This window comes from Peribacillus sp. Hz7, from assembly GCF_042136355.1.
Lineage (GTDB): Bacteria > Bacillota > Bacilli > Bacillales > DSM-1321 > Peribacillus > Peribacillus asahii_A.
This window is the reverse complement of sequence record NZ_JBHHJV010000003.1, coordinates 234,927-247,431: the sequence shown is the minus strand read 5'-3', so window position 1 is coordinate 247,431 and position 12,505 is coordinate 234,927. Positions and strand designations below refer to the sequence as shown.

Below are 12,505 nucleotides of genomic sequence, written 5' to 3'. Positions count from 1 at the left end.
TTCGTCATCAAAATGAATGCGAAGGAGAGGATAAGAATGGGAACAAGACAATCTATTGACCATTTTTTAGAGCAATGTGAAGGGGCTCTCCGATTTGCAGATTTTGAATATATAGAGGCATCAAGGCAGGAACATTGGGATGATGAAACCTACCAAAATGCACAAGCTTATTTAGAAGAAGCTATAAGACAGATGGAACCAATTTATGCGAGTGCAAATCCAGAGCAGAAAGAGCGACTTCAACGGATGAAAGGACAGCTCGATTTAATGAGACACGATATGGTTACGTTACGACATTAAGTAAACGGGTTACCCAAGTTTGGATTGGGTAGCCCTTTTTAGTTCAGATTCATATATGAACTAAAATGAGAAACAACTCACAATTTTCAGAAGAAACGCATATATATAGGCGAACTCGTTCATAATGTTTATGAGCACCTATTGCAATTATGAAAGAAATTGACTAGAATGAAGTATAATTAAACAATGTTTATAAAGGCTATGATGAGGAGTAGTAGCAGTTAGAACCAGTTGTAGAGAGTTGACGGATGGTGCAAGTCAACCTGGAATGATTGTGAACTCGCCTCGGAGTTTCAGGTGTGAACTAGTAGTAATGCCTGGCGTTTAACCCACGTTACGGGTGTTTGAGCTGGGCGACATAAGCGAGTTGCCAATGTGGGTGGTACCGCGGGAAGATATACATAATCCTCTCGTCCCTATTTGGGATGAGGGGTTTTTTATATGCTCTTAAAGAAGAAAAGTAGGAGGAAAGAACATGAGTTTTGAACATAAAAGTATTGAAGCGAAATGGCAACAATATTGGGAGAAGAATAAAACATTTAAAACGGGAGAAGAAAGTGGAAAGCGTAAATTCTATGCCTTGGATATGTTTCCTTACCCATCTGGAGCAGGTCTTCATGTAGGTCATCCAGAGGGGTATACAGCGAGCGATATTTTAGCGCGTATGAAACGCATGCAAGGCTATAATGTATTACATCCAATTGGATGGGATGCATTTGGTCTTCCTGCAGAACAATATGCAATTGATACAGGAAATGATCCAGCTGAATTTACAGAGCACAATATTAATACATTCCGTCGTCAAATTAAATCACTTGGTTTCTCATATGATTGGGATCGTGAAATTAATACAACCGATCCAAGTTATTATAAATGGACACAATGGATTTTCTTAAAGTTATATGAAAAAGGTCTTGCTTATGTAGATGAAGTGCCGGTGAACTGGTGTCCAGCACTTGGAACCGTACTTGCTAATGAGGAAGTCATTGATGGAGTGAGTGAGCGTGGAGGTCATCCAGTAGAGCGCCGTCCGATGAAACAATGGATGCTTCGTATTACAGCGTATGCGGATCGTTTACTTGACGACTTAGAGACAGTTGATTGGCCAGAAAATATTAAAGATATGCAGCGTAACTGGATTGGCCGTTCTGAAGGAGCGGAAGTAACATTCGGTATCGATGGACATGATGAAACTTTTACGGTGTTTACGACTCGTCCAGATACATTATTCGGAGCGACATACGCTGTACTAGCGCCAGAACACCCGTTTGTTGAAAAAATTACAACAGCTGAGCAGCAAGCAGCAGTTGACGCATATTTAGATCAAGTGAAACATAAAAGCGATCTCGAAAGAACGGATTTAGCGAAAGATAAAACAGGTGTTTTCACAGGTGCTTATGCCATTAATCCAGTAAACGGCACCAAAATGCCAATTTGGATAGCTGACTATGTGTTAATTAGCTATGGAACAGGTGCGATTATGGCTGTCCCAGCGCATGATGAACGTGACTATGAATTTGCGGTGAAGTTCGAACTACCAATCATTGAGGTTGTTGCAGGCGGAGATGTAACGAAAGAAGCTTACACAGGCGATGGTATGCATGTAAACTCGGACTTCTTAGATGGTTTAAATAAAGAAGACGCAATTAAAACGATGATTCAGTGGTTAGAGGAAAAAGGAATCGGTACGAAAAAAGTAACGTTCCGCTTACGTGACTGGTTATTTAGCCGTCAACGCTACTGGGGTGAACCAATTCCAATCATTCATTGGGAAGATGGCAGCGTGGAAGCGTTAAAAGAAGAAGAGCTTCCATTGCTTTTACCGAAGACAACAGACATCAAGCCTTCTGGAACAGGTGAATCACCACTTGCGAACATTACAGAATGGGTGAACGTAACTGACGAGAATGGACGTAAAGGTCGTCGTGAAACGAATACAATGCCGCAGTGGGCGGGAAGCAGCTGGTACTACTTACGTTATATTGACCCAAACAATGCAGATGCGTTGGCAGACGCTGAGAAATTAAAAGAATGGCTTCCAGTCGATATTTATATTGGTGGAGCAGAGCATGCTGTTCTTCACTTATTATACGCTCGCTTCTGGCATAAATTCTTATATGATCTTGGTGTCGTTCCAACAAAAGAGCCATTCCAAAACTTGTTTAACCAAGGGATGATTCTTGGGGAAAACAATGAAAAAATGAGTAAATCAAAAGGAAATGTCGTAAATCCAGATGACATCGTGGAAAGCCATGGTGCGGATACACTTCGTCTGTATGAAATGTTCATGGGGCCGCTTGATGCATCCATTGCGTGGTCAACAAATGGTCTGGATGGAGCTCGTCGTTTCTTAGATCGTATTTGGCGATTGCTTGTAGATGATAACAATCAACTAACAGATAAAATCGTTGAGGGAGATTCTACAGGTAAATTGGAAAAAGTATATCACCAAACTGTGAAAAAAGTGACAGAGAACTATGAGGACTTGAAGTTCAACACAGCGATTTCACAATTAATGGTGTTTATTAACGATTGCTATAAAGCAGAAGCTCTTCCAAAAGAATATATTGAAGGCTTTGTTAAATTATTATCACCAGTTGCTCCACATATTGCTGAAGAGCTTTGGGCACAGCTTGGTCATACAGAAAGCATCACATATGAAACATGGCCTGCTTACGATGAAGCAAAATTAATCGATAATGAAGTGGAAATCGTTGTCCAAATTAACGGTAAAGTAAAAGCAAAACTTATGGTGCCAACAGATACAACCAAAGAAAAGTTAGAAGAAATCGCAATGGGTGACAATGCGGTTAAAGAACAAATCGATGGTAAAACGGTTCGTAAAGTGATTGCTGTACCGGGTAAATTGGTGAATATTGTAGCAAACTAAAAGAAATGAAGCCCCCTTTGGATGAAGGGGGCTACTTGTATTCTTAACTAATCGTGGAATGGAGAGATTTTGTAATGAGGATTATCTATATTCTTTCTATCGTTCCTTTTATAGGCATTTTAGGTTTTCTTCCTTTAGTTAATAGAGTAGAACCTTTTGTATTAGGAATGCCTTTTAATATGTTCTGGATGGCGATGTGGACAGTGCTTACCTCTATTATTTTAGGTATTATGTACAAGCTGGATCCTCGAAATCAGGAAGGGGATGAATGATGAATAGTGCACTTTTGATTATTTTAGTTTTTTGGATATTGGCGATTTTTCTTGGAATTATGTCTGTAAAAGGAAAAGATATGAACTTGGAGCAATGGACGGTTGGCGGTCGAGGATTTGGTTCTATGTTTGTCTTTCTTTTAATGGCTGGAGAAATTTATACGACTTTTTCTTTCCTTGGGGGAAGTGGATGGGCTTATGGGAAAGGTGCACCAGCCTTATATGTCCTTATTTACATTAGTTTATCGTATGTCTTGTCTTATTGGTTATTACCTGTTATTTGGAAATATGCGAAAGAAAATAATCTAATGTCACAATCTGATTTCTTTGTCAGTAAGTATAGAAGTCCATATTTAGGAGTATTGGTCGCTTTTGTTGGTGTTATTGCAATCATTCCTATTATTGTTGTTCAACTTAAAGGTTTAGGTATTATTGTTTCGGAAGCATCATATGGAGCTATTTCCATGCCTGTTGCAGTTTGGATGGGAGCAATTAGTTTGACCATTTATGTGATGATATCAGGAATTCATGGTTCAGCTTGGACCGCTGTGATTAAAGATATTATGATGGTGGTCGTAATCGGTTTCTTAGGAATTTATCTCCCGCTTCATTATTATGGGGGTCTTCAGCCTATGTTTGAGGCTATTCATGCAACTAAACCTGAACTTTTAAAACTTCCTGAACAAGGGCTTAGTGTTTCATGGTTTATCTCTACTGTAATTTTACTTGTATTAGGTTTCTACATGTGGCCGCAAGTTTTCAGTTCCGCCTATACTGCAAAGAGTGGAAAGGTATTTCGTAAAAATGCCATAATTAGTCCTTTATATACGCTCATGTTATTATTTGTCTTTTTCGTTGGATTTTCTGCTATCCTGAAGGTACCAGGATTAGAAGGAGGAGATGTAGACCTTGCTTTACTGCGTATTTCTATTGAGACCTTTGATCCTTGGTTTATTGGTGTAATCGGAGGGGCGGGATTATTGACTGCACTAGTGCCAGGTTCGATGCTTTTAATGAGCGGGGCCACCTTGCTGGCGAAAAATGTTTATAAGCCGTTTGTGCCATCAGCTACCAATCATAGCGTTGGAAAATTGGCCAAGTATCTCGTTCCTGTCATTGCCCTTATATCTGTTTATTTCACTTTAAACGGTGGAAATACGCTTGCGACGTTACTCCTAATGGGGTATAGCCTAATGACACAATTGTTTCCATCCCTTCTTTTTAGCTTTATGAAGGACAATTTTGTTAATAAATATGGGGCGGCGTCTGGAATCATTTGCGGAATAGCCACTGTAGCGTATATTACTATTAGTGAATCGACAATTGGTACTTTGTTTCCGTCTTTGCCTCAGGCAGCAAAAGATTTGAATGTTGGCATTATTGCTTTAGTGATTAACCTTTTTGTCACAATTACAGTGAGTCTAATCATTAGAAAGTTTACAATGTCATATAAACTAGCTGCAAAATGATTGTTGAGCAAGTTTCTAACAACGCTAACCCACTCTGTGCATTAACGACTAATATTACGAACTAAAAAGCTAAAGCCCCCTTTTGGATGAAGTGGGCTTTAGCTTTAATGAGTGGCTGTGTTAAACCATATTGTTGATAAAACGATTTTTTCATCTGATCAGAATAAAAAAGTACATAAGTAGAATTGAAGAGCAAAACCTGGCTTTCGGCACCTGTTATATTTTGTCGAAATATATTACACTACTATTTAAGGAGCTTGAAGCATATGGATGAGAGGGGTGCTCTTTGTATGAGCATAATGAAGGAGGAATAACAAGGTATGTATTGTCAGCAATGCGGGCATGAAGCAATGAGTGGTGACTTTTGCCAGAACTGTGGTACGAGGTTGAACGAAATAGGTCATACAAAATATGCAGGATTTTGGATTCGCTTAGTAGCCTCTATGATTGATGGAATTATTATAGGGATTCCAATTACGATTATCGCATTTATTTTAGGTATTTTTTCTGTTTTTTCTACATTAGAAAGTTCGAGTTTCGATAGTTCTTATAGTGGTGATTATTATTATGAGGAGTCTATGGCTGGAGTGGATGCAGCTATTATAGTCACTCAACTCATTATTATGGTAGTATCGTTAGTCATAGGTGTTCTATATTATGCTGGTATGCATGCTTCAAAATGGCAGGGGACACTTGGAAAAATAATTGTCGGCATTAAAGTCACTGACTTAAACGGTCAGCGAATTTCTTTTTTACGTGCACTTGGTCGTTATTTTGCAACCATTTTGTCAAGTATTTTATACATTGGCTACATTATCGCAGCCTTTACAGAAAAGAAACAATCACTGCATGACTTTGTTGCTAAGACAGTTGTTGTTTATAAAAGATAACTAGATAAGGGCTGACTATGTGGGTCAGCTCTATTTTTTGTGAATCAATTATTCAACAGCAGGAAGATCTGCAGGGGACCGACAAGACGAGGTTAACTTTTCTCTCATACAAAAATATCGAAAAGCTAGTATACTAGTTGTATACTTCAAGTAGGTGGAAGGGATGATTTCCACACGAAAGAGCGATTCGTTTAGGAGTCTATCCTGCTTAATAGCTAGTAACTCCTTTTATCACAAATTGAAAATAGGAGGAGAGTTATATGGATAAACGAAAAGTGTATATGATAAATAAGGAAACCGTTAGTCTATCGTCAGAATATGATGAGTTTGGTAACGAGTTTACGAGAGTGATTGAAGGAGAGCGGATGTTTTTCGTTGCGATGACACCAAATGACATTATTGATCGGACTTTGAAGTATTACGGTTCTTGTCGAGAAGGAGCTATTTTAGGAGCGAGAACAATCCTTGGTGAGAAACATTCAGTTCCCGTTGCAATTGATACGAAGGAAGGACTTGTTTTCTTTCCGTGTGGCTCATTTCGCAGAAAAGATAGCGTGTGGCTTGCGAACGCGCATATTAGTCGTCTTGAAAGACTAGGAAAAGAAACGATTGTTTATACAAATTATGGACATTGTCTAATCGTTCCGATGAATATTAGCCAGATTGATATCAAAATGGGGCAAGCATCGCGCCTTCAAATGACGCTTACACATCGTTCTGCGAAGAAAATGCTTTTTCTTTATGAACGAGAGAGTGATTTTATTCTACGGAAAGGAAATGGAGAATTTAGCTTTACAGAGAAGGATGAGGAGAAGTAGAAGGGAAGCAGCTAACCTTAACGGGAGGCTGTTTTTTTGTTTTAGAAGAGAGGCAATCAATCTAGTCATAAAGCGTGCATTTGTTAGATATCATATATGAGTAAGAGTGGAAGGAGAGATGGTGTGGCTTCTGAATATGAACAATCCGCAAAGTTTGAACATGGGTTTTGGCTTCAGATTTTAGGTGATCATGCTCGTTTTATTCATGATTCTCTGGCGCCGAAGGAAAAAGAAGAAATTGATCGAGCTAACTATTTTATTCATACATTTGACCGCCTGCTGGAAAGTGTCGGAACGATGAATATGGTTCAATTAAGTAAAAAAGCTGAGGAAGAAGCGCTGAGATTTCGAATGGTTAAATTAACGTTAATTGAAAAGCTCTTACTAGGAAAAGTTACGATTCATTTAGGACCTACCTTTATCAATCATATGGTGAATGAATTAGAAGAATATCTTCGTCTACTAGGCTATTTAAAATTAGGAAAGATTCCTCCGATTGCTCATGTGCTTCATCATCATTTACTTTGGACGTTAGATGCAGCAGGTCATGCGGGAGCTATATCAGATAACATGGACTGGATAGAAAAGAAAATTAAAGAGAAGAGCAATCGTTTTACAAAGGATTTTGAAGCTTTCTATTTAAAATCTGTTGAAATGACAGGATACTTACGAACGAATTTATCAACATTTCCTGCTTTAACTAGGTTTAATGAAAGTGTGACTCTTGAAATGCAGCTGTTTATGAGCTTTCTACAAGAAATTGAAGAATTGGAGCTTAGCGAACAAGCGCTTGGCATTTTTGCTCCTCTTATGGCTGATCATATGTTTAGGGAAGAATGCTATTATTTAACGAAGTTGGCTCAGGCTACGGAAAAAAATGCGCCAAATTGTAACCCAGCAAAGCCTAGAATAAATAAGTAATTTTTTATTAAGAAAAACACCGTTCAAACGGTGTTTTTTTAGCTTTTCATACTCTAGCTTTGTAAACTATGACGAACGTCGGTTTTATTTGGACTATCCTTCGTTTTAAAATGGGAAAATGCATAGCATCCTACAATAACGATACTGCTGCCGATTACTTGGATGCTTGTCATTTGTTCACCTAAAAACAGAAAAGCAAAAATAGCAGTGAAGATTGGGTTGAAGTTTAAGAAAAGTCCTGAAACGGTTGCTCCTACATGTTTTACTCCAAGATTCCAAAGTACGGTGCAGACGACTGTAGAAATGACACCTGTATAAAGCATCGATTGAATGAATGAAGCATTAATATTGGATACCGCAAAGCTTGAAAGATTGAAGGGAAGCAGAACAAGAAGTCCAAATATGCCTGAATAGAGAGTAGCCATCATTGCTGAAGTCTTTGATAGCGCCCACTTGCTACAAACAGAATAAATTCCCCAAATTGCTACGGCAGCAAACATATAGCCGTCTCCCAAATTAAATTGGAGTGAGAGAAATAAGTCTATGTTCCCCTTAGAAAGAACGAGCATCACTCCAAGAAATGAAAAAATAATTGAAAGTATTTGCCGTCTATTCATTTTTTCCTTTAAAAAAATAAAAGAGAATAGGGCGATTGAAATCATATTGAATGTTGAAATTAAGCCTGCATTTGTCGCCGAAGTATGCTCTAATGCAGCAAATTGTAACAGATTAAATAATGTAACCCCGGTAATACCCATTAAAAATAAAGGGAAAAGGGCATCTCGTGGAGGAAGGATCTTTCTCTCTTTCCACCATACAATCGGTAATAGGACGATGACGGCAATGATCCAGCGCAAACTTGTTAAGGTCATCGAAGAGGCGTGTTCAACAAGAGACTTGCTGATAATAAAATTACCCGCCCATAATGAACTAGTTAATAGTAATAATGAGAAGTAAACATACCGCATGTTAGTTAGCTCCATTTCCTATTTCAAAAGACTGCAAAAACTATTGAAGTCATTGTGCACAATGACATATAGTATTGATGTGAATAATTTTAACACTTTCGTTATATATGTAGTGATTTAATTTGTTTTATGATATAAATTTGAAATTTTAAAAAGTATATAAGTTCTTTACCGAATAAAATTCACTTTTCTATGCAGGAATGAGATTATTTTTGGAACAATTGTAAAGGGGGAGAAGACGTGGAATCCATCGTGAGCAAGGTATTAGATAAAATAGATCTTCAAATTTTAGATATTTTACAAAAACAAGCACAAATCAGCAATATAGAGATGGCTAAACGTGTCAATTTGTCCCCGCCTGCAACTCATGCCAGAATCAAGCGCTTAGAGCAGGAAGGATTTATTAATCAACAGGTGGCCATTTTAAATCAGGAGAAATTGGGATTTGATTTATTATGTTTTATTTTTATGAGTACAAACATCCATCAAGAGGAGCAAATAGAAGTAGTAGAAAAAGCGTTAAAAACGATGCCTGAAGTATTAGAATGTCACTGTTTAACAGGGGAGTATGATTATTTATTAAAAGTGATTATTAAAGAGAGGAAGGAGCTTGAACTTTTTATTAGAAAGTTAAATAAACTAGGCATTACTCGAATTCAAACGAGCTTAGCATTAAGAGAAATTAAGTGCTCGACGATTTTGCCAATCTGTGAAGGTTCAATAAGCAATTGACGTGATAAACTTAGGAAACAGGCATAACTTTTTGGCTATGTTAAACAAACGATTTTGGGCTTATTAACAAAGCTTTTAAGGCGGAATAGAAAAGATGACTGGAATATAGGGGAGGAGATGCTCCTTTACGCTATATTCTAGTCATCTTTTTTTATTATTTGTGAATGTCCCAAGTGACTTTCAATGATTCGACTATATAATCTGCAACTTCTTCAACATCAAGGCCGTCCGTTTTAACTTTTGAATGATGGTAGGAGTATATCTCCTGTCTATTATTAAAAAGTTCTTCAATTTCCTCAAGAGTACGTCCTTGTAATACTGGTCTGCTATCAATAATTAAACTGATTCTTTCCTTCCAATATTCCCATGATAAATCTAAGAAGAACACGATGCAGTTATCCAGACAAATCTTTCGGATTTCTTCTTGTAAAAAAGCGCCTCCTCCAACAGAAATAATTTTCAATGGTTGTTGGCTAAAGTGTTCAATTAAACTTTTTTCTTTTTCACGGAAAGCTTTTTCCCCGATTTTTTTAAATATTTCTGTCGTAGGCATATTATATTCTTTCTCAATTTCTTGATCTATATCAATAAAATCTCTATATAGTTTCTTGGCTACTAACTGTCCAATCGTAGTTTTACCTACTCCCATAAAACCAATGAAAACGATACTCTGTGTTCTAGGAGATATTCTGTTATTAATCATGGATAACCCTCTTCTCTAACTATTTATAATCATTAGAAATTATCTTGATATTCTGCTCAAATAAACTTAATTATAGTATAAGTCCATAAGTTTGTAAAAAAGTTTTTGAAATATTCTTTATACTTATTCGAATTCTGAGAATAGCTTCCTAAATGGATTTTTGCTTAAGAATGGAGAAAGGGAAAAGCAAAAAAAGCCCCAATTTTTTGAGGCTTGAAAAGGTGGTATTAGAAGGTGGATGATTATTTGCTAGTATTATGAAGATTGATAAGTACATTAAGAACAAAACAAAGAATACCGAGACTCATGATGCTGGCTCCAATAGCTACGAGGGGTTGAACGGAAGCGTTTCCAGATTCGAGCACCATAAGGCTGATCATCATGATTGGCAATCCGATATTAGCAAGCCAAAAATGAAGCTTACCGAGAAGCTTTTCGGCTAGAGCTGGGAAGAGGTGATAAATAAGGCCTGCAAGTGCAAAGGAAGCCCAGCCTAAAAGATTGATATGTGCATGGGATGGCGCATACTCAAAATGATGTGTAATCGACATAAACATACCTAAACCAACACCGATGATGAAATATACAACGGAAATCTTAAGAAACCGAATCCCCATAATATGACCCCTCCTTTTCTAGTAGGAGTATATGCTCTTGTATGATAAAAAATAATTTCTGAGGTGAAATTTTACCTTACTATATTCAATAGTTATAATGAAATAGAGAAAACTTATGAATGAGGTGCTAGGATGTCAGAAATTAAAAGTATTACTCCAGCGGAATTAGAAGCTAAGCTTGAAGCGGGGGAACAATTAGAAATCGTTGATGTACGTGAAGATGAAGAAGTGCAAATGGGGATGATTGGTGAAGCAAAACATATCCCGATGAACGAAATTCCAGCGAATCTCGATCAATTCGATAAAGAAAAAGAATATATCTTCGTTTGTCGTTCAGGACGCCGCAGCGAAAATGTTTGTCATTACTTACAAGAACAAGGCTTTAAAGTCGTGAATATGACTGGCGGTATGCTTGAATGGACAGGAGAAGTCGTTTTTAAATAATAAGGTATAACATGTCCTGAAATGGGGAACCCTGTTTTAAAAAACAAAGGCAGGGAAGACGCCGATGATTCAAGTGAAGTTGTTTGATACGGAGCATGAAAAGGATTTAGAAGAAGAAATGAACGCTTTTCTCGTCAACATTCGGGACAGTCAAATTGTCGATATTAAATATAATGTGGCTATGAATGCTGAAGAGGAAGATGAACAAATCTACTGCTTTAGTGCAATGATTGTTTATAAGAAAAAATGATGGAGCTGTCTCAGTGCGGAGGCAGCTCTTTATGTTGTCTGCTTGAAAAAACTAAGGTACTATCAACAAAAATGAGACATTCGATTGTGAACCAATAAGCGCCAATCGATACGTTGATTTGTCCCGCTTTATTGTATTTTCTATACAACATCTTATCATAGCTGCATTTTAAGGAGTGGAAAATATGGAAAAGTTTACAGAGCGAGTTATTCGAGTTATTCAACAAATTCCACCTGGAAACGTTATGACCTATGGGCAAATTGCTAAGCTGGCTGGAAGTCCCAGAGGAGCTAGACAAGTTGTGCGAATTTTACATTCAAGCAGTCACAAATATGAGCTCCCTTGGCACCGTGTCATTAATGCGAAAGGGGAAATAGGCATTAAAAATGAGGAGTTAAGCTTTGTTCAAAAAATGAAGCTTGAACAGGAGGGCGTTCAAATTCAAAATGATAAAATAGATCTTGTGAAGTATCGATACCATCCTTGTATTGATTGCGATTCAGTTCTGGATTCGTTTGATATAGACTAGTCCCCTGTCTTTAACGAGCACAAAATGATAGGGTTTTAGGAAATAGCATTGTTAAAAGTAAGTAAGGAGTGAGCGATATCGCATTGGTTGAATCATTGCAACAGGCAATAGACTACATGGAACAACATTTACTAGACAAGCAAATCTGAAAGGAGCGGAATTAATGAAATATCACATTGTTGAAAGAGCTGCTTTTCAAGTAGTGGGCGTGAAGCGAGAATGTTTGTGTACAGCAGAGGGGGGCGGAATTCCAGACATTCCAAATTTCTGGGGTGAAGCTCATGAAAATGGAACGGTTTCTCAATTGTCTCAATTAAACAATGGACAAATTAAAGGCTTATTGGGTATTACGGAAAATTTTAATGAAGAGAAGAATAAGATTGACTACTGGATTGCTGCAGAACACAGTGGTGAAGTGCCAACTGAATTATTGTGTTTTGAATTACCGGCATCCAAATGGGTTGTTTTTGAAGTACGAGGACCCATTCCAACCGCCATGATTAATACGTGGAAACAAATTGGTTCAGAATGGTTCCGCTCTAACGGGTATGAACCTGCTAACATTCCACCATTTGAAGCATATATAGATTCTGATCTCTATCGTGCAAATTCTTATAATGAAATTTGGGTGGCAATCAAATAAAACTTCCGTCAGTAGGGATGTATCTTTGGACATATAAAAGGCTGTTCGTTTGAACAGCC

At 37.6% G+C, this 12,505-nt stretch carries 15 protein-coding genes and 1 other annotated feature; of the genes, 12 read left to right on the top strand and 3 right to left on the bottom strand.

Going from position 1 to position 12,505, the window contains the following annotated elements; genetic code table 11:
• The first annotated feature begins 36 nt into the window (after nt 1-36).
• The 7 genes from ACE199_RS07160 to ACE199_RS07130 all read left to right on the top strand — a co-directional run bounded on the left by ACE199_RS07160 (nt 37) and on the right by ACE199_RS07130 (nt 7,560).
• Nucleotides 37-300: a DUF2524 family protein gene (locus ACE199_RS07160; RefSeq protein ID WP_252287050.1), complete on the top strand. Its 264-nt coding sequence runs from the start codon at nt 37-39 to the stop codon at nt 298-300.
• Nucleotides 301-492: 192 nt separating this feature from the next.
• Nucleotides 493-721 (top strand) — a binding site (T-box leader).
• Nucleotides 722-775: 54 nt separating this feature from the next.
• Nucleotides 776-3,190, top strand: coding sequence for a leucine--tRNA ligase (gene leuS, locus ACE199_RS07155; RefSeq protein WP_375349152.1), 2,415 nt, complete (start codon nt 776-778; stop codon nt 3,188-3,190).
• 74 nt (nt 3,191-3,264) lie between these two features.
• On the top strand, nt 3,265-3,462 hold the full coding sequence (locus ACE199_RS07150; protein WP_127761703.1) for a DUF3311 domain-containing protein: 198 nt from the start codon (nt 3,265-3,267) through the stop codon (nt 3,460-3,462).
• Nucleotides 3,462-4,931, top strand: a complete 1,470-nt coding sequence (locus ACE199_RS07145) for a sodium:solute symporter family protein (RefSeq protein WP_375349183.1) — start codon at nt 3,462-3,464, stop codon at nt 4,929-4,931. Before ACE199_RS07150 ends, ACE199_RS07145 begins: the two co-directional genes overlap by 1 nt.
• 320 nt (nt 4,932-5,251) lie before the next feature.
• Complete coding sequence (locus ACE199_RS07140; RefSeq protein WP_375349151.1) at nt 5,252-5,821, top strand: RDD family protein; 570 nt, start codon at nt 5,252-5,254, stop codon at nt 5,819-5,821.
• A 260-nt stretch (nt 5,822-6,081) separates the two neighbouring features.
• Nucleotides 6,082-6,639 (top strand): competence protein ComK, encoded by a 558-nt coding sequence (locus ACE199_RS07135; protein WP_252291279.1) that lies wholly within the window; start codon nt 6,082-6,084, stop codon nt 6,637-6,639.
• A 96-nt stretch (nt 6,640-6,735) separates the two neighbouring features.
• On the top strand, nt 6,736-7,560 hold the full coding sequence (locus ACE199_RS07130; protein WP_375349150.1) for a DUF2935 domain-containing protein: 825 nt from the start codon (nt 6,736-6,738) through the stop codon (nt 7,558-7,560).
• A gap of 53 nt (nt 7,561-7,613) precedes the next feature.
• On the opposite strand, the gene ACE199_RS07125 is transcribed toward ACE199_RS07130, so the two are convergent.
• Complete coding sequence (locus tag ACE199_RS07125) at nt 7,614-8,528, bottom strand: DMT family transporter (protein ID WP_375349149.1); 915 nt, start codon at nt 8,526-8,528, stop codon at nt 7,614-7,616.
• A 240-nt stretch (nt 8,529-8,768) separates the two neighbouring features.
• Here ACE199_RS07125 and ACE199_RS07120 point away from each other — a divergent pair, with 240 nt between their 5' ends.
• Nucleotides 8,769-9,260 carry an Lrp/AsnC family transcriptional regulator gene (locus ACE199_RS07120; protein WP_375349148.1) on the top strand — a complete coding sequence of 164 codons (492 nt, stop codon included), beginning with the start codon at nt 8,769-8,771 and terminating at the stop codon, nt 9,258-9,260.
• Nucleotides 9,261-9,414: 154 nt separating this feature from the next.
• Here the strand turns inward: ACE199_RS07120 and ACE199_RS07115 are convergent, their stop codons facing one another.
• A complete protein-coding gene (locus ACE199_RS07115; RefSeq protein WP_375349147.1) occupies nt 9,415-9,963 on the bottom strand; it encodes a shikimate kinase in 549 nt (182 codons plus the stop codon).
• Nucleotides 9,964-10,205: 242 nt separating this feature from the next.
• Nucleotides 10,206-10,580 (bottom strand): heme-copper oxidase family protein, encoded by a 375-nt coding sequence (locus ACE199_RS07110; protein ID WP_127761697.1) that lies wholly within the window; start codon nt 10,578-10,580, stop codon nt 10,206-10,208.
• Nucleotides 10,581-10,712: 132 nt separating this feature from the next.
• On the opposite strand from ACE199_RS07110, the gene ACE199_RS07105 reads away from it, so the two are divergent.
• The 4 genes from ACE199_RS07105 (at nt 10,713) to ACE199_RS07090 (ending at nt 12,446) form a co-directional block, all read left to right on the top strand.
• On the top strand, nt 10,713-11,024 hold the full coding sequence (locus ACE199_RS07105; RefSeq protein WP_127761696.1) for a rhodanese-like domain-containing protein: 312 nt from the start codon (nt 10,713-10,715) through the stop codon (nt 11,022-11,024).
• Nucleotides 11,025-11,088: 64 nt separating this feature from the next.
• The gene (locus tag ACE199_RS07100; protein WP_119116917.1) at nt 11,089-11,274 is read left to right on the top strand and encodes a sporulation protein Cse60; all 186 of its coding nucleotides are present in this window, start codon (nt 11,089-11,091) and stop codon (nt 11,272-11,274) included.
• A 184-nt stretch (nt 11,275-11,458) separates the two neighbouring features.
• Nucleotides 11,459-11,803 carry an MGMT family protein gene (locus ACE199_RS07095; protein WP_375349146.1) on the top strand — a complete coding sequence of 115 codons (345 nt, stop codon included), beginning with the start codon at nt 11,459-11,461 and terminating at the stop codon, nt 11,801-11,803.
• Between the two features lie 163 nt (nt 11,804-11,966).
• The gene (locus ACE199_RS07090) at nt 11,967-12,446 is read left to right on the top strand and encodes a GyrI-like domain-containing protein (protein ID WP_375349145.1); all 480 of its coding nucleotides are present in this window, start codon (nt 11,967-11,969) and stop codon (nt 12,444-12,446) included.
• Nucleotides 12,447-12,505: the final 59 nt, after the last annotated feature.